The sequence below is a fragment of the Enterococcus hulanensis genome (assembly GCF_005405485.1).
Taxonomy (GTDB): Bacteria; Bacillota; Bacilli; order Lactobacillales; family Enterococcaceae; genus Enterococcus_A; species Enterococcus_A hulanensis.
This window is the reverse complement of sequence record NZ_BJED01000001.1, coordinates 108101-131959: the sequence shown is the minus strand read 5'-3', so window position 1 is coordinate 131959 and position 23859 is coordinate 108101. Positions and strand designations below refer to the sequence as shown.

Annotated in this window: 12 protein-coding genes; 5 read left to right on the top strand and 7 right to left on the bottom strand. The window is 41.2% G+C overall.

Annotated elements, in window-relative coordinates; all coding sequences use genetic code 11:
• Window positions 1-71: 71 nt before the first annotated feature.
• On the bottom strand, window positions 72-2462 hold the full coding sequence (locus tag FFR60_RS00545) for a DUF4982 domain-containing protein (RefSeq protein ID WP_137662555.1): 2391 nt from the start codon (window positions 2460-2462) through the stop codon (window positions 72-74).
• Between the two features lie 115 nt (window positions 2463-2577).
• Here FFR60_RS00545 and FFR60_RS00540 point away from each other — a divergent pair, with 115 nt between their 5' ends.
• The gene (locus FFR60_RS00540) at window positions 2578-3540 is read left to right on the top strand and encodes an AraC family transcriptional regulator (protein WP_137662554.1); all 963 of its coding nucleotides are present in this window, start codon (window positions 2578-2580) and stop codon (window positions 3538-3540) included.
• 13 nt (window positions 3541-3553) lie between these two features.
• On the opposite strand, the gene FFR60_RS00535 is transcribed toward FFR60_RS00540, so the two are convergent.
• Window positions 3554-4573, bottom strand: a complete 1020-nt coding sequence (locus tag FFR60_RS00535) for an AraC family transcriptional regulator (RefSeq protein WP_137662553.1) — start codon at window positions 4571-4573, stop codon at window positions 3554-3556.
• A gap of 278 nt (window positions 4574-4851) precedes the next feature.
• On the opposite strand from FFR60_RS00535, the gene FFR60_RS00530 reads away from it, so the two are divergent.
• The 4 genes from FFR60_RS00530 to FFR60_RS00515 are packed head-to-tail and all read left to right on the top strand — an operon-like array spanning window position 4852 to window position 11588.
• Window positions 4852-6540 carry a glycoside hydrolase family 3 protein gene (locus tag FFR60_RS00530; protein WP_137662552.1) on the top strand — a complete coding sequence of 563 codons (1689 nt, stop codon included), beginning with the start codon at window positions 4852-4854 and terminating at the stop codon, window positions 6538-6540.
• A gap of 14 nt (window positions 6541-6554) precedes the next feature.
• A complete protein-coding gene (locus tag FFR60_RS00525) occupies window positions 6555-9380 on the top strand; it encodes an alpha-L-rhamnosidase (RefSeq protein WP_137662551.1) in 2826 nt (941 codons plus the stop codon).
• The gene (pgmB, locus tag FFR60_RS00520; RefSeq protein ID WP_137662550.1) at window positions 9373-10053 is read left to right on the top strand and encodes a beta-phosphoglucomutase; all 681 of its coding nucleotides are present in this window, start codon (window positions 9373-9375) and stop codon (window positions 10051-10053) included. The genes FFR60_RS00525 and pgmB overlap by 8 nt, the downstream gene beginning before the upstream one ends.
• Window positions 10047-11588, top strand: coding sequence for a glycoside hydrolase family 43 protein (locus FFR60_RS00515; RefSeq protein ID WP_137662549.1), 1542 nt, complete (start codon window positions 10047-10049; stop codon window positions 11586-11588). Before pgmB ends, FFR60_RS00515 begins: the two co-directional genes overlap by 7 nt.
• A gap of 123 nt (window positions 11589-11711) precedes the next feature.
• Here the strand turns inward: FFR60_RS00515 and FFR60_RS00510 are convergent, their stop codons facing one another.
• The 5 genes from FFR60_RS00510 to FFR60_RS00490 form a co-directional block, all read right to left on the bottom strand.
• Entirely contained in the window at window positions 11712-12209 is a 498-nt protein-coding gene (locus FFR60_RS00510) for a hypothetical protein (protein ID WP_137662548.1), read from the bottom strand.
• The gene (locus FFR60_RS00505; RefSeq protein WP_137662547.1) at window positions 12206-13567 is read right to left on the bottom strand and encodes a sensor histidine kinase; all 1362 of its coding nucleotides are present in this window, start codon (window positions 13565-13567) and stop codon (window positions 12206-12208) included. Before FFR60_RS00505 ends, FFR60_RS00510 begins: the two co-directional genes overlap by 4 nt.
• Complete coding sequence (locus FFR60_RS00500) at window positions 13551-14219, bottom strand: response regulator transcription factor (RefSeq protein ID WP_137662546.1); 669 nt, start codon at window positions 14217-14219, stop codon at window positions 13551-13553. Before FFR60_RS00500 ends, FFR60_RS00505 begins: the two co-directional genes overlap by 17 nt.
• A gap of 130 nt (window positions 14220-14349) precedes the next feature.
• The gene (locus FFR60_RS00495; RefSeq protein WP_137662545.1) at window positions 14350-22368 is read right to left on the bottom strand and encodes an InlB B-repeat-containing protein; all 8019 of its coding nucleotides are present in this window, start codon (window positions 22366-22368) and stop codon (window positions 14350-14352) included.
• 217 nt (window positions 22369-22585) lie between these two features.
• A complete protein-coding gene (locus tag FFR60_RS00490) occupies window positions 22586-23149 on the bottom strand; it encodes a winged helix-turn-helix domain-containing protein (RefSeq protein WP_171004836.1) in 564 nt (187 codons plus the stop codon).
• Window positions 23150-23859 lie beyond the last annotated feature (710 nt).

Here is a 23859-nt window from a genome sequence, read left to right as displayed (position 1 = left end):
AACTCCTCACCATATTCAAAATTCATGCGCTTTGTGGTCTTTTCATAGGTGGTCTTTTTCTGTCTGCTTTTTTATGCTTGAATCACTGCTTTTAATCCGGCCTCTTTTTCTGCCCGCACAATGACTAAGGCCTGCCCTTGAAACAATCGAACATTTGTCAGGCTGTAAGCATCATGATTGGCAGGATCGCCATTAGCCAGACCAACAATTTCTCCGTTTTCGACACTTACGGCTACCTGTTCACAGGCGGTTGGAACAAATCGCTGCTGATTGTCCAACGCGACTAGTTTATACAGGTCATATTCCCTGCCGGCAAAAATTCGTTCACTTTTAACCGTTTGAATCACAGAACTAGTTTCATGACTAGCTTCAGCGACGACGCGGGTATTTTTGTAAGCCACCGCTTTTAATTTTCCAGCTTGATAGGGAACCTCCCAGTTCGCTATGTGTGCTTCAACTGTCTTTTTACCATAGCTTTTTTCATTGACGAAAAGCTCTACTTCACTCGCATTGCTGAAAACTCGAACGGATACACGACCGTCTGCATCAATGTCCAATCCTTCTTCGTTCCAATGAGGCATGAGATGAATCACGGGTTCTTCACACCATGTTGCTTGATAGTAATAGTAATAATCCTTTGGAAAGCCGCATAAGTCCGCAATCCCAAATTGCGAGGAGATCGCTGGCCAGCCAAATGGGGAGGGCTCGCCATAATAATCAAAGGCCGTCCATAGAAAAACACCGCCCATATAGGAATGCTTGTTCAAATAAGCCATCACCTTTTCTGGTCGAGCAGTCCCGCCTACACCTGGATCTCCCGGCTGGCGTTTTCCGGGTAAGATCATAGAAAACATTGAACCAAGATTTGAACACTGACAGTTTTCCTCATTGTCTCGATAGATTCCGCGGGTCGAAAAGTAAGAAGCACTTTCTGTACTCATGATCGGCAGCTCTGGGTGATTTTCCTTGATCTTGATTGCACCCGGTCCCATCGCATCCGCTTCAGGATAATTGACTCCGAGGACATCATAGTTGGTCAAATAACTTTTCTCGACCTTGCCTTCAGGATTCAACAGTTCGGCAGAAACAACTAAGCTTTCATAGTTATTCCGCTTAATCGTTTGTACTAATCGTTCAGCGATTCGACTGCCTAATGCAGTGTTGCCGATGATCTCTTCGTTCGCAACAGACCAAAAGCCAACAGAAGCATGCATTCGACTTTTGATGACCATTTTTTCTAAATCAGCGATCCGCCAAGGCGTGCTTTCCAACAGCCGATTTTCATTCATCAAAATGATCCCTAACCGATCACAGGCCTTCAGTAATTCTTCTGAAGCAAAGTGATGCGCACTGCGCCAAGCATTGACCCCCATCGCCTTCATCATTTTCACCTTATAGTCTACTAAGTCTTGATTCAGCGCTACTCCTACTCCAGCAAAATCTTGATGTTCGCACACACCGCGCAATTCATAGGATGCGCCATTTAAGTAAAAACCGTTTGTATTATAAGCAAAGGTTCTGACACCAAATTTTTTTCGACATTCATCAGTAGGGATGCGAAAAATAGCTTCATACAGATGGGGCTCCTCAGGCGACCAGAAAATCGGTGCAGAAAGTCTGAACTCTTGGTTAAATGTCCGTTTCTCATAAGGTGGTATCACCTGTTGATCAAATTGGATCACCTGATCATTAATGGTAATCGTCGGAGCTACCTCAACTAGATCCTGCGAATTATTTTCTACACTGAGCTCCGCGCCCATCAAGGCATAATCCGGTCGCAGCTCTTTAGTATAGATATAGGCCCCTTCACGATCGAGCGCCGTTAACGGTACCAGTTCCAACCACACATTTTTATAAATTCCTGCGCCTTCATACCACCAGCCTTCCGCACCTGTTGTCGTATCGACACGAACAAGCAAGGCATTAATCCCTTCATCTCCGTATCTCGCCATCTCAGTGATATCAAAAGAAAAGCTGGTATAGCCGCTATTATTATTTCCTAGATACGCACCGTTCAACCATACATCTGCCGAACGCATCACGCCCTCAAAATGCAGGATGACTCTCTGCTGACCAATCAGCTCCTCTGCTAAATCGAAAGTCTTGCGATAATATCCGATCCCATCTGCTTTTGAGCCTGACATCAAAAGTGCTGGATCTTGCACATAGGGTTGGCTGATTTTCCAATCATGAGGAAGATTGACCGTTTGCCAGCTTTGATCTAATGCAGCATCAAGCACTGTCCCGGCCAAATTTTTCAAGCCCTGTTGAAGGTTTCCTTGAGCAATCAGCTTTAAGAAATGTTCACCTCCTGCTCCATAGTTAACGGGTTCGCCCGCTTCTCCTGTTATTGGTGCCGTTAAGCCGCCTAAGGCATGGGCTTTTTTAGCTGTCTTATTGGGAGAACCGATTTCTCCGTAATGAAATTTCCATTCTTGATTTAAGCTTTTTGTTGTTCGCATCAGCGTTCCTCCCTTTCATACCCTCATTCTAGGCAGTCTTGCTCTGTGATATAATGAAAAATACCAACTTTGAGAAAACGTTTCCTGCATTTTCCCAACCTTTTGGAGGTGTCTTATGTCAAACGATCCTTTTTCCAAGCTTCATGCGGCAAATACAGAAGTTCCGCAAATTACGACCTACTCGCCGATTGCGATCTTTTATAAACAAAAAATTGGCGAAAAAGTGCTTTACACAAAAGTCCAAGATGGCGAGATCGTTGCTTTTGAGGATGAAGAATATCAAGCGCTGCATAAAAATCAAAATTTTGAATTGATGTATGTCTTGAATGGGGAATTGACTAATTTTATCGAGGATAAGGAATATCTTTTCCGGGCAGGTGAAGGTTGTTTGCTGAATACGCAGATTCTGCATCGAGAAATTCTTTCTGACGGCTGCAGTGTGGTCTTCCTAAATTTATCGCCCGCTTTGTTACAGGAACTATTTATGAATGATTGCGGCGAAGGACCGATTTTTCAATTTCTGCGACAGAATCTCCAATCAGACTCCCAGTGGAAACGTAGCTATATTGAAGTGACACCTTGCCTGCCGCAGCAGAGTGCTGGTTTTCATATCATTCTCGACTCGCTGCAGCTGGAGGTTGCCACTGCAAAAATCGGTCGGACCTACTTCCAGCGGGGATTGATTTTACGATTATTAGATGCACTGGAAAATACCAATTTATTCTCGCTCCAGCAAATCGACTTGGACTTATCCAAGGAAGCCTATCTCGTTAATCGTGTCACTCATTTGATCGAAGGTCGTTTTGGCAATATTTCACGCAAAGAGATCGAAGCAGCCCTTCATTACAATGCGGAGTATCTGAATCGGCTGTTAAAGCGACAAACCAAAATGACCATTGCCGGCTATGCCCAGATGATTCGTACGCAAAAGGCGCAGCAGCTGTTGAACACTACGGATTTGACCATTCAATTAATCGCGGAACGTTTAGGCTTTTCCAGTGAAGCTTACTTCTATCATTATTTTAAAAAACAAACAGGACTCTCGCCAAATCAATATCGACAAAGATTCAAGCTCTAAAAAAACCGATTGATCACTCAATCGGTTTTTTCGCGTGGATCGAATATTTTTCTCGGTACTCTGTTGGCAAAATTTTCAAGTTTTTCCGGAACATTTTATAGAAATACGACGGATTCTCATAGCCCACCTTCAATGCGATCTGTTCGATCGGCGCATTGGTGTAGGTCAAATATTCGGCGGCTACATTTACCCGTTGCAGATGGACTAGCTTGATAAACGTAAGACCAGTGTGCTTTTTCAAATAGGAGGATAAATAATTCGGATTAAAGCCAAAGTGCTGCGCCATTTCCTCAAGAGTGATCTGGGCGTAATTCTTTTCGATATACAAAAGCAGCGAAAGTAAATTAACGGAAGCATCATCCTCACTAGCGATCATTTCCTGTTCATTGGCCGCAGAGCGGATCAGCCGCGCAAATAAAGTCAACAGCTCTAGCCGAATGATCTGATTTGATTGGGTATCGGGATGATAATACTCTTGAATAATATCCCCCAGCAATGTCTGAATCTTCCCATCCTGATGGGTCCGAAACAGTCGATAAATATTTTCCCCTTGGGTTTCATTTGAAAGCAGCGAGAATAATAATGAAGAGACTTTTTTTGTTACGCGGTCCTCGTACATAAAATGATAATCGTTTAACGTGAACGCCGTGTCTTTCAGTGTCAGATTGATCACGATGCTCTCTTCACTGATCGGTTCCACTCGGTGAATGGTATGATTTCCGATGATGATCAAATCATTTTGCTGCAGCTCCAGCCGATCATTTTTAGTGATGACCGTACACTCTCCCACGATCGGAACGATCATTTCGACATAGTCATGGACATGATAAGGAATGTAGGATTTCACCGGCTGCACAGAGATCGCGATGGACTGCAAATTAACCTCCAGCGAATCATCCAGCGTATGAAAGAATTCATAAACCGGCTCGTTTTTCAACATACCTGAACGTCTTGGCCGCATTTCCGGCCCCAGTGCTTCCCAATCCCGAGGGTGATTTTTTTCCTGCAATATTTTTAGAATTTCCGCCTCCATTGATTTTTCTCCTTTCTAAATATTCCTTCTACTGGCTAAAAAGTTGATTAATTATAGGTTTCCTTCTTATAAGTCGTTTTTTTCTATTATCTTCATTTGCCGCTTCGCCTAAACTATCTCATGAATGATTTATTCAAGCAAGCACAGATTGCCACGAAATGAAAGGAGCAGTGAAATGGACACACCGCAGATGTTTTTTCGCAATAGTATCTCTACTTTTTCCAAGCTAGAATGAAAGCGTGAACAAGTATATATAAATTTATGGAGGCTTATCATTTATGTTAGATCTTACGAAAAAACCTTACAATTTAACGCCAGAACAAATTCAACAGCTGCAAGACAAGGTGCAGGCAATGTCCCTTGAAGAAAAAATCGGTCAGCTCTTTTTTGTGATCGGTCAAGACGAGGATCAGGTAGATATCAAGAAGTTTATCGAAACTTATCGTCCTGGCGGGATGATGTATCGCCCTGCCGCTGCTGAGAAAATCAAACGCGAACTTGCCACTGCTCAAGAAGCAAGCGACATTCCGCTATTCTTTTCTGCCAACCTAGAAGCTGGCGGCAATGGGATCATTTCCGAAGGTACCTGGTTCGGTATGCCGTTACAGATTGCGGCGACCGATGATCCCACCCACGCTTATGAGCTGGGAAATGTTGCTGGAGAAGAAGCGGCACAGGTTGGCTGCAATATGTCCTTTTCACCGATCGTGGATATCGACCAAAATTTCCGCAACCCAATCACAAATACTCGGACCTTCGGCAGCGATCAGGAGCGCGTGATCCAAATGGCGGAAGCACAGATTAAAGGACTTCAGGAAAATCAAATTCTGCCAGTAATCAAACATTTCCCCGGTGATGGTGTCGACGAACGGGATCAGCATTTACTGAGCTCGGTCAATTCTCTTTCTGCTGAGGATTGGATGGCTTCTTACGGCAAAATTTATCAAACCTTTATCGATCAAGGCATCGCCAGCATCATGATCGGTCATATCTTCCAGCCTGCTTGGGAACGCAAGCTGATGCCGGAAATCGCGGACGCTGAATTAAAACCAGCTTCGGCTTCAAAATTATTGATTGACGGCTTATTGCGAGAAACTTTAGGCTTCAACGGCTTGACCATCACTGATGCTACCCCGATGCTGGGCTATAACGCGATCATGCCGCGCGAAAAACTATTGCCGGCCACTATCAACGCTGGCGTCGATATGATCCTGTTCAATAAAAATATTGATGAGGATTATGCTTTTATTAAACAAGCGGTAGCTGATGGCACACTGGAAATGGAACGGATTGAAGAAGCCGTTTTAAGAATTCTTGGTACCAAAATGGCTCATGGCTTATTCGGTCTCAAAGAACTATCTGCTCCCCTTGAGCTAAACTTAGCAGAACACGCGGAAAAAGCAGCGGCGGCGGCTAAAAAATCGGTCACACTAGTCAAAGATCGCGATCAGCTCTTACCATTAACCGTTGAACGCTATCCCCGCATTCGCATGGTAGTCCTTGGAGACTCAGACGATGGCGGCTTTAAAGAAGGCGGAAAAGTCACGGAACACTTCCAAACACAGCTGGAATCACTTGGTTTTGAAGTCACTTTGTATGACCGCAGCCGCCTGGACTTTCATGAGATTTTTGAAGAAGGCGTAGCCGAAATGAAAGAAAAATTTGATCTGGCACTATACGTCGCCAACGTCGAAACCGCCAGCAATCAGACAACGACCCGTTTGGACTGGATTCATTTAATGGCTGCCGATGCTCCGTGGTTCATGAAGTCGATCCCAACCGTCTTTATCTCAACTGCGAATCCGTATCACTTGTTTGATGTGCCGGCGATCTCTACTTATATCAATACCTATACTGGCAATAAAGAAAGTATCGCGGCGGTGATCCGTAAAATGACCGGCGCTGAAGCATTCGAAGGCATCAGTCCAGTTGATCCATTCTGCGGCGATTTTACCACCAAACTATAAAAAGGAGCGTAAAAATGAATATCTCGAGCATTTTAATCAATCACATGACCGAACCCATCGGTTTTCAGCTAGACGATCTGCGAATTGATTTCGTTGTAGCAGCCGATCAGTTCATTCAGCTAACCAAACAGCTGACGATTTGGACCGAACATCCTGATCAGCCTGTTTATCAGACAGAAAAGCTGCCCTTTGATACGAATTATTTTGAAGTGCCTTTAGTGCTGAGTCCTCGAACTCGTTATCAAGTCAAAGTTACCCTTGAAGACCAAAATCAAAACCAAGTAACCGGAACGACTTTTTTTGAAACCGGAAAAATGAATGAACCATTTGAAGCCGATTGGATCGCTCATTCGGACAAAACGATTCAAAACACCCTCTTCAAAAAAGAAATCACTCTCGATACAAAGGTGAAACAGGCCCGTTTGTATATCACTGGTCTAGGTGTTTACGAGACCTATATTGATGGTGAAAAAGTCGGAGACGAATATTTGACACCTGGCGTAACAGCGTATGACCAATGGCTACAAGTGCAAACCTATGATGTGACGGAAGCCTTCAATACCGCCGAAAAGCACGAGTTGTTGGTTTCAACAGGTGATGGCTGGTACAAAGGAACTCTGGGATTTGACGGCGGGATGGCAAATATCTATGGCGATCATCACCGCATTATTGCTGAATACCATTTGGAATACGAAGATGGCCGTGGTGAAATCATTCCGACTGACCAAACGTGGCTTACGACTAGCGGGAAAATAACGAAGTCTGAGATTTATTATGGTGAGGATTTGGATGATACGATCCTGCCGGAAAACTGGCAGCCTGTCATGATCTTAGACCAAGACAAGCGTCTATTGCAGGATCGTTTAAGCTTGCCTGTCAAAATCATGGATCGGCTTCCTGTCCAAGAAATCCTTCATACACCCGCTGATGAATATGTTCTTGATTTCGGCCAAAATCAGACCGGCTGGATGGAATTTTATAATCGGGAACCAAAAGGCACTAAATTAGTCTTTCAAATGGGCGAAATTTTACAGGAAGAGAACTTCTATCGCGACAACCTGCGGGAAGCACGAGCGGCATTCGTTTATATCTCTGATGGCGAAGAAAAATGGGTTCGTCCCCACTTTACCTTCTACGGCTATCGTTATGTCAAAGTTGAAGGAAACACACAGTCCTTAAAACCAGAAGATTTCCAAGCAGCGGTGCTCTATTCAGAGATGCCGACGACTGGTACCATCGAAACGACCAATCCGAAGGTCAATCGCTTCTTCCAAAATGTTCTTTGGGGGCAAAAAAGCAATTTCTTAGATATCCCGACCGATTGTCCGCAACGAGATGAACGGTTGGGCTGGACGGGTGACGCGGAAGTATTCTCAAATACCGCGGCCTTAAATATGAATGTCTTTCCTTTCTTTAAAAAGTACGCTAAGGATATTGCTGTGGAGCAGGCCCTGCACGATGGTATGGTGCCGATGTACGCACCTTCGATGGGAAATCCAGACGGCGGTGCAGCTGTTTGGGGCGATGCGGCTACCATTATTCCGTGGAATATGTATCAGATTTATGGTGATCCAGCGATTCTGCGGCAAAATTATCCAGCCATGAAGAGCTGGGTAGAATGGATTCGCCGAAATAGCAGCAGTGATCAGCTATGGACGGGAACCTTCCAGTTCGGTGATTGGTTAGCGCTGGATGGCGAAAATCCGGCATTGCCTACTGGAAAAACTGAGGAAGATTTTATCGCGTCGGTCTATTATTACTATTCTAGTATTATCGTGGCGAACACCGCAGATATCCTAGATTTCCCAGCGGATGCCGCTCATTATCGCCAACAGGCCCAACAGATTAAACAGGCGATTCTGGAGGAATACATCACTGCCAATGGTCGTTTAGCAATAGACACACAGACTGCTTACGCACTTGCGCTGCATTTTGAGCTGGTCCCAGAAGCCCAACGAGCACGTGTCGCCAAGGATTTAGTTGCTCGCTTGAAAAAGGATAACGATCATTTGACGACTGGTTTTGTCGGCACACCGTTTATCTGCCAAGTCTTATCGCGCTGCGGCTATCATAAATTGGCTACCAAGATTTTTCTTTTGGAGGATTTCCCGAGCTGGCTGTATGCAGTAAATCTTGGGGCAACAACAATTTGGGAACGCTGGAATTCAGTAGAGGCAGACGGCTCCATGAATCCAGAAGGAATGAATTCGCTGAACCATTACAGCTTTGGTGCCATTATGGAGTGGGCATATAATTATTTGTTAGGAATTCAAAGCGATGCTCCGGGTTATCAAAAGGCAACCTTCGCCCCACTCTTCGATTATCGCTTGAAGCAGATAAAAGGGCATTTCGACACTCCTTATGGAAAACTGGCTGTTCAATCACAGATCGAAGCGGATTCAGAGCATACGATCAAGATCAACCTGTCTGTGCCGTTTGGTAGTATCGTGAATGTTGATTTACCAAGAGCTGAAAATGTTCCTGTTACTGTAAATAATGAGCAAAAAATCGGCGGCAAGTTCACTCTTACCTGCGGCACCTATGCGATCAGCTACATTCCAAGTGAAAATTATATTGAGCACTATACGAGCGAAACACCGGCAGCGGAAATCATGGCAGATAATCTATTAGTCAAAAAAATTGATCAAATCGATCCTGTTTTAGACTTCTTCAGAAACGATCCAGCCGCGATACAGGGCGGACTAGGAACGATGTCCTTGACCAAGCTGAATACCCTATTGCCATTTATTCAAATCTCACCTGAAAATTTAGCAAAAATCAACGCAGTCTTAGTCGAGACACCGATTTTAAGTGAACGGGAGGCTGTTGCCGTTGTTTAAAGGGGCTTTATTTGACCTAGATGGTGTCATCGCCGACACCTCCTCCCTGCATTTTCAGGCGTGGCAAAAACTAGCGAATAGTTATTTTGCTGCTGAACTGCCTGACCATTTAGAAGAACAGACCAAAGGCGTCAGCCGCGGCGACTCGCTGCAGGTGATTCTGGATCACTTAGACGTTAGTGTTTCAGACAGTATGTTTCAACAGCTATTAATAGAAAAGAACGAGCTGTACCTTGCTTCCTTAAAGGATCTATCGCCAAGAAATATTTTGCCGGGCATTAGCGAATTTATTGCGGAGCTAAAGGAAAATGAGGTGAAGCTGGCTTTAGCCTCGGCAAGTTTGAATGGCCCAGCTATTTTAGACAAGCTTCAATTGACCGACGCTTTCGATGCGATTGCCGATCCTAGTAAAGTAGCCCAAGGAAAACCCGCGCCCGATATTTTCTTAGCAGCGGCCAAGGCCCTGAACCTCGAACCGGCAGAATGTGTCGGAATCGAGGATTCAATCGCCGGCATCACTGCTATTAGTGTCAGCGGGGCCTTGCCTATCGCCATTGGAACAAACGCGGAATTCAAAGCAGCATTCAAGACCTTCACAAAAACGGCAGAATTAAATCTAGCCGATGTTCGCGCCGTTTACGACATTTTCAAAAAGGAGCATGCCATATGGTAACCCATTATCAAAACCCGATTTTGCGCGGGATGTATCCCGATCCCAGCATTGTTTTAGTAGAAGACACCTATTATTTAGTCAATAGCACCTTTGAATATTATCCAGGGATCGCTTTAAGTAAAAGCACCGATTTGCTGAACTGGACCAAGCTTCCCAGTGTCGTTACTCAAAAAGAGCAAGCCGATCTAACCCAAGCAAAATCCAATGAAGGAATCTTTGCTGTGTGTATCCGCTACTTTGATGGATATTTTTATGTGATCACTACGAATTTTGCGGAGTTCAAAAACTTCATTATTAAAGGAAGCCTAACCTCAAATGGAGAGATCCTTTGGGAAAAGCAACGTATCGAAATCGACATTATGGGAATCGATCCTGATCTTTATCAGGAAAACAGTCGGACTTATGTGACCTTCACGGGCTATATCGACGATCAAGGAACCAAAGCCATTCAAATGGCCGAAATTAATTTGACTACCGGAGAAATTCTCCGCGGTCCAGAAGTCATCAGCTTTGGGACTGGCGGTCGTGATGTCGAAGGTCCGCACATCCTTAAACAAAAGGACGCCTACTATTTATTAGCGGCAGAAGGCGGAACAGGTGTCGGACATATGATCACGATGTTCAAATCCGATAACCTGTGGGGACCCTATGAAGACAATCAAACAATCAATCCCCTCTTTACAAATCGCGATCGCGCCGATGAGCCGTTACAAAATATCGGTCATGCGGATCTTTTTCAAGATACCAAGGGAAATTGGTGGCTAACCTGTCTTGGCACTCGCCCCGCTGCTGTCGGCTTCAAGCAAATTACGAATTTAGGCAGAGAAACACTGCTGTATCCCGTAATTTGGAAAGATGAATGGCCGGAAATCTACACTGGCGTACCAAGCGAGACAGTTGACTTGAACAATTATCCAGAGCATCAAGCCGCACTGACCAATGAACAACAGATTGCCAGCTTCACCGACCACTTCGACGCGCCCGACTTAAATCCAGAATGGCTCAGCCTGCGAGCCCCATTGAATCAGGAGAGGCTCTTAGAAAATGGAAAGCTGACACTGAAAGGCAACGCAACTACGATCGCGCAAGAAGCCACACCAGCTTTTCTCGGAGTTCGACAAACCGAACACGCCGAAGCCTTTACTGTCAACGTCGATGAAAAAAGTGCTTTGAAGGATGGCGCGTTTGGTATCGTCAGCCTAATCAATAATACCCATTTTGCTGCACTTTTAGTCAGCGAGGAAAGCCGCAAGCTGGTCGTTACTCGCTATCAAAAAGTCGAGGATCTCATCGTCGAAGAAAAATTAGGCGAACTCGATACATTGCCGACTCAATTTGAGTTAATCAACCAAGCAGAGACAAAGACCTTCCGTGTCACTGATGGTAAGAAAACGATCCATTTCGAGACAAGTGCCCTGCACTTTTCCAATGAAGCTATCGCCGCCTTAAATACCGGCGATATCCAAGGCGTCTATGCCTTGAACGGTGCCGAGTTTGTGATCGACTCCGTTACACGAGCAGCTCTAAAAAAATAGTTGCATATGCAAAATAAACGCATGGGGAAATTCCCATGCGTTTATTTATTCTTCGCTGACATCCTCACTCTGAATATAAGATAGATTTTTTTGAATTTATTTGAAGTCTCAGCCTAAAAAAAATTACCTTGAGAAAAAGTCGGTCAGTTCTTGGACGATTTGGACGATGTTTCTGGATGAAAAGAGTACTAACAATAACGGGATTGCTAAAAGCTGTGCAAGAAAAATGCTGATCACCAGCTGTACCTGCCAATAGCTAGATTCAAATGGAATCTTGGAACTATTAAAATCTGGGTTATTCAACAAAACCTCGCTAACAGTTACATCAACAATACTCCATGCTCTCGCTCCACTATAATCAATCGCCTCTCTAGCAGTTATCTTTTCCACCTGATGAGTAGTCAATAGAAATGCTTTCGCATCAATAGCAACATCGCCAATGATCTCAGTATCCTCACTCCGTACAGTTACATAGACGGTCTTGAATAACTCTTTTCCATCCTCTACATAACTCACTTTAATTGGATATGTTCCTGGTTCATTAGGCAGTTCCGTTTCAGAAAAAACTTTTAGCGGTACCATCGTCAATAATAGAACTATAATCAATAGTAACTTCTTCATAGCGATGCCCTCTTTATCGGCAATATGATCCTTAAGTACGCTTTTCCTTCATGAGGATAAAAAGAGTGCGTCCCCTTATTCCGCTGCACGATCGCCGCGATTGTATACATGCCTAATCCGGTGCTAAACTCATTTTTAGCCGTTTGGGAATGATAAAACAAATCAAAGACATGCTCAAAGTCAATTTGATTTAGATCATCTACCTCATTTGAGACTGTCAGGATCAACTGATCCCCCTTTTCATCAACATCAAGGGTAAATTCTTCATTTGCTGGAGAATAATTGATCACGTTTGAAAGGATGTTATGGAGCAATTGCTCTGCTTCGATCTGAGACATTTTCAATGTGACTCGCTGAGGCATATTAATATCGCCAAACAGCCCTTTGTTTTTCATCAATACTTGAAAATGCTCCAAAGTCTGGCGAATGATCGGGATTAAATCGATCGGTTCGTCCGTCACGATCTCCAACTGCTGATTCGATGCTTTTAAAATTTCGTTGATGTTCATCAAAGTCGTATTCTGCCGCTTGAGCAGCTCACTTAATTGATTTTTGACCGCTTCGGGCAGCCGTTCATTTTCCAGCAGAAGCTCCACTGACATAATCATGATGCTCAGCGGTGTTTTGAGATCATGGATCAAAGAGTTGATTAACTTCTTTTTATAGGCGTTTAAATCTTGTTCTGCTTGCAGCTGCAGCTCCAGATCGGTAAATTTTGTACCAATTTCATCCATATTCATTTTCAAATCTTTTGAAAAAGCACTCAAGTCAGCTAACAAACCCTTTTCATCTTTATACTCAGTAACCAAAATCGCCTGATCAAAATTAAACTTCTTCAGAGCTAGGATACTCGTGCGCAGCTTTTTCAATGGTTCTAAAAGCTGATAATAGATGTAATAGATTACTAATACCATCAACAACACTAGCGCTGTGATCAACAAACAAATAAAGATGATCAACTGATTAAATTGCTGCTGTATTTTTTGAGGATAGAAAGCAATCCAAATAACATACTCCTTATACTGATACGTTTTTTGATAGACCAAATTTTCTTTGCGGACAAATTGCTTCAGCTCAGACAAATTGCCTTTTAGCGGCAAAGATTCGTAGATCAACCGTTGCTGTTTCAAAACTACCAGTTCCACCGTTGAATCTTTTGCTGCCTCTGCTAAACGATCTGAGAGTTGATCATTCTTACTTAAGATTTTTTCCACTTGTTCCATTTTTTGATCTTGCTGCTGCTTCTCAATATGATTGTAAATACTTGGGTAGAGTAAAAAAAGCATTACGATCATTGCTATTAAAAGAACGTACAGTACCACTACTAATTTAAACTTGCGATTACTCAGCCCACTCATATCCAACTCCTCTAATATTATAGAGACTAGTTAGAGACAGCTTAGCGCGTATCTGTTTGATATGCGTCGCAATTACACGTGAATCTACTAGCTGACTCTCTTTATTCCAGACAGTCCGAAAGATAACTTCCCGAGATAGTACACGATTTTTATTCTGAAGAAACATTACCAATAAGTCGTATTCTTTTCTTGTCAGCATAACCAACTCATTATTTTTATAAACCTGTCTGGTTCGTTTCTTGATGGTTAAGTCCTCACGCTTGCTGAACAGCACCTCTTCTGAACTCTTATTTTCTTGTTCCAATACACGCATAATACGCTTCAGGATGATTTTTAAAGAGGTCCCTTTTTTTAAGTACTCATCTGCTTTAAGATCCAAACTGCGAAATTCATCCTCTTCACTTTCCGAACTGGTCAAGATAATGACCTTAGCGTCAGGATAGGATTCTTGGATTAAGGTCATAAATTGTATGCCGTCGATCTCTCCCATTTTTAAATCCGTGATCACTAAATCCACCATTGATTTACGGAAAAGCGTGATGCCTTCCAATGGATCTTGCGTAGTTAACACATCAAAATCATGGGTCTCTAAAAATTCTTGCATGAAGTTGCAAAATTCTATTGAATCATCTACTAATAAAATTTTTTTCATCTATCAATGTTCCCATCTATGTTTAATTGATCGCCTGTATGGCAACTTATTTATAGATAACACAACAGAATCACCCGACTTAGCAGATTCATTCGCTAAGTTAGTGATTCTGTATATACTTAATTATTTCTTACTTCGATTCCGGTTCAGACTCTTCATCTTTTTTCTTTTTGAAACCGAATAATGCTAGTAATGCCAGCATACCACCAACAATAGACGTACCGATTGTTGATGTGTCATTGGTTTGCGGTAATGATTTACCAGTAGTAATTGATCCTGTACGAGCTAAAATATTTGTGTTTGTTACTCCTGAGCCAGTACCTGAATCAGTATTTCCGCCAGTTGCACCATTTCCATTTGAACTGCTATCGTTGTTACCGCTTAGTGACCAATGAGCCACTAGTGTCATTCCGTTGTTTGGCATTTCAACGGTGTCGCCGACTTTCGTCTCGTCGTTGAACCAACCAATGAAGCTGTAACCTAATCTTGTAGGTGCTTTAATATCCTTCAAGCTCACTGTTGTTCCAACTTTAGCACTAATATCCGTTGGTTTGCTCTTCTCGTCGCCGCCATTCACGTCAAATGTAATCTTTTGCGTCTTCGTAGCTTCTATGACTGTTACCTCGATTTCTTTTGAATCTAGCGTTGAGCGTGCTTTAGCTTCATAAGAGAGTGTTGCTTGGTAGACGCCTTTTTTGTCTTTCACATTTGAAATATCGACATTGATTTTCTCATATGTGGCTATCACATCATTCGTATTTTCATCCACGACTTTCGCATTTGAAAGCTCTGCAATCTTTCTTTCTAAGGTATTGTCTTTTAAGAATTCTTCAACTTGATCAGTGGTCAAAACAATACTGTTTGCCTTCAAGACTGGAATAGCGGGTTTCTTCTCCCAAATTGCATAAAGCGTGAACGTATCACTATCCTTCGCTGTCAAATTATTAACAGTAGCCTTATCGTAATGAGCTACAATGCCGTCTTTTTCAGTTGACCAGCCAACAAAGTTATAGTTCTTACGTTCAAAGGCATTCTCTGTCAGCTCTTGAGGCGTATCATAGATAAAGGCTTGATCTTTCATCGTTCCAGTGCCGCCATTTGCGTCAAATTTCACCTTATAATGATTTGCGTTCCATGCTGCAACTAACATCAGGTTGTTCTCTGGCATTTGAATCGTTCCTGAAATAACCGTCTTAGCAGCATCAGCTTTATCGTACCAATGACTGAACGAATAACCTTCACGCATTGGCGCTGTTACTACATCGAGATTAACACTCTCGCCAATTCCTTTTTTAATATCCTTTGGTTGTGTCGTTAGATCACCATCATTGACATCGAAGGAAATCACTCGTTCTTGGATTTTCCAAATTGCATATAATGTCTTATTGCCATCTTTTTCACCTGTTAGATTCTTAACAACTTCTTCATCAGTGAATTCAACCTTACCAGTCTTCGTGGTTGACCAACCCGCAAAGTCATAGTTCATCCGGAGAAAAGTATTTGTAGTTAATTTTTGCTCAGTATCGTAAACAAAATCTTGGTCTGCCATCGTACCGATTCCACCATTCGCATCGAATGTTACTTTGTAATCGTTGGCTGTCCAGTCAGCAACTAAGATCAAGCCACCAATTGGCATCATAATCGTGCCGCTAACTGGTGCTTTCGCTGTATCACCTTGCTTGTACCAATGATTAAAGGTATAACCTTTACGCGCGGGTGCTGTTACTTTTGTCAGATCAACACTGCTGTCTGTTCCAGCGACAATATCATCAGGTTTGCTCGTTGCTGTTCCACCATTAATATCAAACTGGATCGTTTGATTATCTGCTGTCCAGACTGCAAATAATTCGAAAACAGCATTTGCTTTATCTGTTAAATTAGAAACCGTTGCTTTGTCAGCATAAATAGCTGTACCTGTCGCGGTAGTTGACCAGCCTGCAAAGGTATAACCGGTACGTTTGAACTTATTACCTGCCAAAGTTTGATCTTTATCATAAATAAAGTCTTGGTCAACCATCGTTTCCGTTCCGCCATTTGCGTGAAACTTAACTTTATAAGGATTTGCTTCCCATTCTGCTACTAAGGTTAAGCCATTGGCTGGCATTGTTACAGAATTGCCGACATCCGTTTTTGTAGTATCACCTTTTTTATACCAATGTTTAAACACATATCCTTTACGCGTAGGTGCTGCTACACCACTCAAGTTAAGAATCTCATCAGTTTCCCCAATGATATTTGCTGGTTTGCTAGAGGCATCCCCACCATTCACATCAAACTGGATCACTTGAGCGCTTGCTGACCACAGTGCGTAAAGATCAAATGTATCTCCCGCGTTAGCAGTTAAGTTCGATACACTTGCTTCATCGGTATAGCTAGAAGGCGCATTCGCAGCTGTTGCCCAACCAATAAAAGTGTACCCGTCCTTAATAAAGCTGTTTTTTGTCAATTTTTTCACTTCGTCATATTTGAAACTTTGAGATGACATCGTGCCGGTTCCTGTATTACTATGGAATTTCACAGTGTAACGGTTAGCTTCCCACTCTGCTACTAAAGTTAAACCAGTCGCGGGCATTTTTACTGAAGGGCCGACATCTTCTTTCGCAGCATCTCCTTGTTTATACCAATGCTTGAAGGTGTAGCCTGTTCGCGTAGGTGCTGTCACACTACTCAGGTCGATCGTGCTATCAGTATTTCCAATGATATTACTCGGTTTCGACGACAGAGCCCCACCATTCACATCAAACTGCAGAACTTGATTTTCTGCTTGCCAGATCGCGTAAAGTGCCACAGTACCATTCTTATCCGCAGTTAAATTATTTACTGAAGCGCCATCCAAATAGATATAAGCACCCTCTTTATCCGTCGACCAGCCTTGGAAGCTGTAACCAGCTCTTGTAAAACTGTTCACAGTCAGATTTTGTGCTGTCCCATACTTAAAGCTTTGCTCCGACATCGATCCAGTACCTTTATTACTATCAAAAACAACTTTATAGTCATTCGCTTCCCATTCTGCGACTAAAGTCATACCGCCTGCTGGCATCTTGATCGACCCTGATACAGGGGCTTTCGTTGAATCCCCCTGTTTGTACCAATGTTTGAAGGTATAGCCTGTTCGTGTTGGCGATGAGACGGTACTCAAGTCGACATCCGAATTTGTTGCTTGCTTGATGTCTGCTGGTTTGGTTGAATCGCCGCCGTTTAGATCAAATGTGATAGTTTGTTCAGTCGCTTGCCATACTGCGTATAAAGTAACAGACCCATCTTTTTTATCACTTAGATTTTTTACATTTTGCTTATCATCATATTTCTTAGATCCGCCTTTGTCTGTTGCCCATCCTTGGAAGCTATATCCCTCTCTCGTAAAGCTGTTTGCAGTTAAGTTTTGTGCTGCATCATATTTGAAATCCTGATCCCCCATTGCACCAGTACCATCATTAGCATTAAAGGTCACTTTATAACTGTTTGCATCCCACTCAGCGACTAAAGTCATACCGCCCACTGGCATTGTTACTGTGGCTCCAACATCCGCTTTCGCCGCATCACCTTTTTTGTACCAATGCTTGAAGGTGTAGCCTGTTCGCCTTGGTTCTTTTACTTTGCTTAAGTCAACTGTATCTCCTGTATCCGCCTCAATATCCGCTGGTTTGCTTGACGTTTCTCCACCATTGATATCAAATCGAATTGTTTGTTCCGCTGCCTTGAAGGCTGCTTCTAAAATAAGATTTTCTTCTGAGATCTCACCAGTGGAGAAATTCCATTCAGATTTATCCGAGGATTTCACCCATTTATCAAAGACATAACCCTCTTTTGTCGGGTCAGTTGCTGGTTTCGTCAATTTATCTACATATAATAGTAGGTTTTCTTCTTTTGCGTGCTCTGTTGAATCTACCATGTATTTCACATTAGCGAACTTGATACTAAAATTCTTCATTACAGACGTTTGATTTCCTGCAAAGTCAGTCACAGTCATTTCAACAGTGTAATCACCTGCTTTTTTATCCCCAATCAAGTAGTTGATTTCGTCTTCTAAAGAAATCAAACCATCTGTTGATGTTCCAGAATATTCTGTCGTACCGCCTTTTGTGATTTTCCAATCGGTCGAGATAGATGTTGTCTTATCACTTGCTGTCAAAGTTACTGAATCTGGGTTGACATCATTGCCGATGCCGCGCCCGTTATCCAGCGCGATACTTGCCGATGGCATGTCTGTATCTGTAATAAATAGATCGGTTGGATCTGTGGTACCAAGACCTGGTTCCATATCAATCGTAATTTCACCAGCAGAATTATCTGTAGTAAACACAAAGTTCTTGCCGCTTGGTATCGTGATTTTCACTTTATATTTCGCCGTGCTGTCAATGCTTAAATCCTCAAAGGCATAGGCTCCATTTGCTTTAGCCGTTGTCTCCGCAATCTGTGCAGATTCGCCATCCTTATAAAGCTCAACCTTGAAGCCTTTACCGTAATCACTTGTTACCACGTTGCCTTCCTTATTCTTGAAGCTGATCGTTCCAGTTAATGGGGTGGCTACGTATAACGGTACACTTAGATCTTTGATTTCGTGAGAAGTGCCTGATGAGTCATTGATAGTAAACTCACTTACGCCACTCTTTTGAACCCAAGCAGTCGTATCATTAATCTTATCAACACCATCAGTTCCGCCAGTAATGAATTCCGCGCCTTTACTTGATGGTAAGGTTACTTTGACTTTATAGGTACCATACTCTAAATCAGTGAAACCAAAGATCCCACTATCGCCAGATGAGTTAGAAGAAGATTCACTGGTCAAACCTGTCGAAACAAATTTATTACTGCTGTTTTTTTTGAACAACTCAAATTGTACTTGGTTCAAGCCTGGTTCAGTCCCAGCTTTATTACCATTCTTATCTAAGTCAATATAGACATTTCCTGAAATTAGTCCATCTTCTTCGGCCTGTGTAGTAGCTACCTTGGATACTGCTGGCTCACCAGCTCGGATAACCCCTTCATTTGTTTCAAAGCGATATGCCACACTATTATTAGCTACAAAAAAGTCTCCTGGAGTCTGTGGTCTTTGCGCATCTAAGACAACAACCCCACTATATTCCAACGTGATTTCATCACCTGGTTTCAGCGTGACGAAAGGTGCACTTACTCGAATTGCACGAACAAGTGAAAAGTCAGAAACTGTTCCGGTCCAAGGATCCGTACCAATCGTTGTTCCAGAAGGTGAACTAAAGCGAATAGGATTATTGGACATCGCATATTCAAGTGTTACACCACTTGCAGCTCCACCGTTATAATTTACTGATACCCCGCCAGAATCTGGATTAATTTGGAATTGCGAACCTCTTGCTGTCGGACTACTTACCAAATTGTCTCCTACATAAGGCAGGATATTAACTAATTGAACATTCGAGTAATCTTCTGTTCCTTCATTTTTAATTGAAACACGGTAAGAAACCTTTTTCCCTGGAACCACTTTCCCAGTTTTAGAAGAATCTAGCCACGCCGCATCTTCACTTCCCTTTACAGCAACACTTGTGGTTACTTTATCGATTTTACCAACTGTCAACTTTGTTTTCTTTGAGTAATAAGTCATTGCTGTTGAATCTAGCTTGGTCTTCATTTCAGCAGAAAGACTGGCTGTTGCAAAACCACTTCCAAGTGTCACATCATCATAATTTTCAGTTAATGATCCTATACCTACTTCAATTTCATAAACACCAGACTTTATATTTTCTACAATATATTCATTTTCAATAAAAAGCATTTGAAGATAATCTTCCCGGGTTAGTGAAGTATCGTCTGCCTTATAGTAATAAACAATGCTGCCATCCGCAGCCTCAAATGTCCCAGTATTATTTGCTTTAGATATTGGAGTCACAGTGGTTCCATAAGAAGGAGATAAATTATATCTAATATCATTGGCATAAGGGTACTGAATGGTATTATGGACATTGTTTACCTTGATTCCTTTAGGCAATTTAACAAAAATATACGGTTTCTTTACTTCTCCCTGTTCAGCTCCAATACGATAGTTCATTTTAAAAGTATCGCCTGTAGAGACTGTCCCTTTATCGAAGTCACCTGTTTTATTGTATTGATAGACACTTGTCTTTGTTTCTATTGGTATAATATCGTCTTTAACTTCATAGGCTAAGTCTTCCGAAGAGACATCCGGCGTTTGTTTAACACCAGCGTAATCAGTATATTCAATAGCATGAATCAATTTGAAGTTCGTTCCAGAACTCACTGACTCCTTGACGCTCCATTCAATCCTAAATGGTTGATAACAGGTAAATTTGTCCTTTACTTCAAGATAATGAAGCTTTATTTTTTTTATTTCAGTATCTGGCAGATCAAAATTTTCATCCTCATTTACTGGTACTTCTTGCCAGTTAGTTCCATCAAAATACTCAACTTTTTGAATGGTTCTATTTTTCTCTAACCATCCATTCAAAACACGTTTAGGTAAAACACTGTCTGGAACATCAACTGTAACGGTTAAGTCTGTCAATGCCTTTGAAACTTTCCCCTCAAAATTGTAGCTACTCAAAAATTTCTGATTAGGTAATAGTTGGTTTCCTCTTCCATCATATTTAGAATTGAAATTGACCATCGTTTCATCAGCTTCTACAGTATAATCATAAATGCCACTCAAAATATCTGTGTCATCATCCATATAAGTGATAGTTAACGTAAACTGTTCACCAGGTTGAGCTTCATCCGGTGCATTCACTTCTAAATTAGGATACAGCTTAGAAATATCAATTGGATTTAATTCTCCAACATTCCAAATGAATGTTTCATCGTCAACTTCTTCAATCGTCGCCGGATCAATATTTTTATACTCAGACCCTCCACCTTGAAAATAGAGATTATAGGTTGTTTTTATACTTTTAAACCATTCAATCTTATCTTTATTAGAGAAATGGAATTTAATTCGTAAATTTTCAAATCCTTCATTTTGTTCTCTATTCGTCAAACCATAATACGTGTTAAGCTTGCCTCCTGGATAAATAGAATTTGAAGCGGCACTCTGACTTAGGTACCAAGAAGAAGTGCCCGGAGCGACAGGATTTACACTTGTTGATTTAATAGGGAGTACTTTTTCTTTTACGTTTGTAAAACTATCTGATTCTCCATTAAATTCTCCGGTAAAAGTATTTACTACTTTCACTTCCGCATTTTCAATTGTACCAACAGAAGAATAAGCACTATAAGAGTATGACTCAAAGTCCCCAGAAGCAAAGCCGTCTTTTAATTCCAAAGTAATCGTCTTACCCTCTGGACTTAGTGTAGATGATTTTAGAGTAGTATAATCTGATGCTTTAGGATAATCTTTAAATTTCCCATTTTCGATCGTAATAACGATTTTTCCTTTATTTAAGGACTTAGTTGAATCAGTATGAGAGATTGTAGTCGTGTAAAGAACACGTTGGCTTGCTGAATTGATTTCACTTGCAGGATCTGAAGAGATATCCATTCCAACACGAGAATCTTGCCCAGCTCTTGTTTGTTTTTTGCTTTCTTTTTTCTCTGTTTCTTTCTTCACTTCTGTTGATTCTTCAGATTTTTCAGCTACGGTAAAAATAAGCTTATCGCTCATTTTTTTATTCACTTCATCAGAAAGTTGTAGTTCGTAGTCACCTGTTTTTTCAACTGTTAAAACTAATTCGATTTCTTCATATTCGTCAATTTTAGTCAACGTCAATTCGCGTTTTTCTTTAGCAAAGGAAATCAGTGGACGAAGTTCCTCCACATTCTTTTCTGAGTCATATTCGATACCTTCTGGCAACTCAAGCTTCGCTGTTGCTTGGGTTCCTTTGATTTTCACTGCGAAATCATCACCAGCAGTAAGTACTTGCTGCGGATTTTTGAATTCCCAATTAAGTGTTTTGGCTTCTACTATCTCCGCTGATTCTTCTGTAGTAGAATTCGTAGTAGCTTCAACAGCATCAAGCTCAGATTCAGCTACAGCCTCCTCCTTATTTTCTGTCGATGACATTGGTATATCTTCTAAAATATTGTTTGTCTTTAATTCCTCACTATTAGATGGTTCGGTTACAACGTTTTCTTTTTCTGCGGCTAAAGTAGTTACTGCTGTTAAACCATATTGGCTTAAAACCGCAACACAGACTAAATTAATCAAGCTCTTTCTCTTCATTAACTACCTTCCTTCCTGTTACTAAAAAAATTAATCATCGAGATTAAGTTTTACTAATATCATTGTAATATTAGAGTTATTATTTAGCAACTTTTAATTTATTTTCCCACTAAACAAACGTTAAAATAATTTTTTAATCAGCATAAACATTATGTTTGGTCTTGCGCTTGAAAATATATCACTAATTATTCCTTTCTTAACCATTTAGATAACACTCTTATCTAGCTTGAATCCTATTGTTTGAAAAATTATTTGATAAGAGATACCCTTCACCCCAAATTGTCTGAATCATTTCATCATGAAAACCAAGTCTTTTCATCTTTTCCTTTATTTTCCTAATTAACATCGAAGTTTGTGATAAACGAGATTTGCTTGGCTCTTCATTCCAAATGTACGAACACAAATCCTCTCTTGAAACAACCTTTCCTTGGAATTTATACAGACACTCCAAAGTCATTTTTTCACGTTTTGATAAACTGTTCTTAAGTTGCGCTGTGTCACTGGTTAATCCTTCATCTTGATATAAAAAGGTAATTATGGATTCATCATTTTGGTGGACTGAGAGTTTTTCTGATAATTGTTCTCTCAATCTATGGATGGAGTTATCAACTAGAATCCAATCAACACTTCCCATATTTTTTAAACGCTCCTTTTCTCTCTTTGAAGGTTCTTCCACTACCTTTCTTAAAAGAATTTGTTTGATAATTTGGCTATTGGCTATCAACTCTTGAATTTCACTATCAGAAATAGTTTCGCTTAAAATGATTGCTTGATAATCCATTAGGAAACTCTTTTGAAAATTTCGTTGACTATCCATCTTGTTTCTCATTGATTGAGCATTCATTTTTAATTGATTCAGTAATTCCACTGAACATAGAACTTCATAATTTAGATGTTGTAACTGATTTTGTAATTGCTGTTCAATTAAAAGATTTTTGGTTAATATCAGTATTGGTCGCATTTGTTCTACTCACACTCTTTTCTTAAATTCATCATCCGAAGCATTTCATATTCTCGAACAACGGTAAAATAAACAGTACATAATTGTTTCCTAAACTTTCAAAACACATTATTATTATCTTTCTCTTCGTTCATCTCTTAAAATATTATTTTCTCAATTATATTAATAAATCGCGGCTTCATTCAATCTTCTTAATGAATAGTTTTTTGAAGTTTTTTGAAGTTCTTTTTTTGTATGTTGAAATGCACACACGTCGCAACAGATGCATTAACATTTTTAGCATTAAGACGATGCTTTCATCAGAAATGTGATTTTCTTAAGGAGTTTTACGTGCGGTGAATTCTCTAGTCAAAATATTTTTTGTATTTTGTTGCATAAAAAAAACGAAACTCATTGATGAGCTTCGCAGTTTTTATCTATAGTCTTTTGTTTTCCAAAATTAATAAATACTTATAAGTATAATTAATCTGTCAGCTATTAATTTCTTAAATGAGCAACAATCAAAATCCCCCTGCGATTTTGCGATCGCA

Coding starts and splice junctions, on each gene's coding strand:
- FFR60_RS00540 (WP_137662554.1), top strand. CDS start 2,578: ATGTCAAACGATCCTTTTTCCAAGCTTCATGCGGCAAATACAGAAGTT.
- FFR60_RS00545 (WP_137662555.1), bottom strand. CDS start 2,462: ATGCGAACAACAAAAAGCTTAAATCAAGAATGGAAATTTCATTACGGA.
- FFR60_RS00490 (WP_171004836.1), bottom strand. CDS start 23,149: ATGGATTATCAAGCAATCATTTTAAGCGAAACTATTTCTGATAGTGAA.
- FFR60_RS00510 (WP_137662548.1), bottom strand. CDS start 12,209: ATGAAGAAGTTACTATTGATTATAGTTCTATTATTGACGATGGTACCG.
- FFR60_RS00525 (WP_137662551.1), top strand. CDS start 6,555: ATGAATATCTCGAGCATTTTAATCAATCACATGACCGAACCCATCGGT.
- FFR60_RS00535 (WP_137662553.1), bottom strand. CDS start 4,573: ATGGAGGCGGAAATTCTAAAAATATTGCAGGAAAAAAATCACCCTCGG.
- FFR60_RS00500 (WP_137662546.1), bottom strand. CDS start 14,219: ATGAAAAAAATTTTATTAGTAGATGATTCAATAGAATTTTGCAACTTC.
- FFR60_RS00495 (WP_137662545.1), bottom strand. CDS start 22,368: ATGAAGAGAAAGAGCTTGATTAATTTAGTCTGTGTTGCGGTTTTAAGC.
- FFR60_RS00515 (WP_137662549.1), top strand. CDS start 10,047: ATGGTAACCCATTATCAAAACCCGATTTTGCGCGGGATGTATCCCGAT.
- FFR60_RS00505 (WP_137662547.1), bottom strand. CDS start 13,567: ATGAGTGGGCTGAGTAATCGCAAGTTTAAATTAGTAGTGGTACTGTAC.
- FFR60_RS00530 (WP_137662552.1), top strand. CDS start 4,852: ATGTTAGATCTTACGAAAAAACCTTACAATTTAACGCCAGAACAAATT.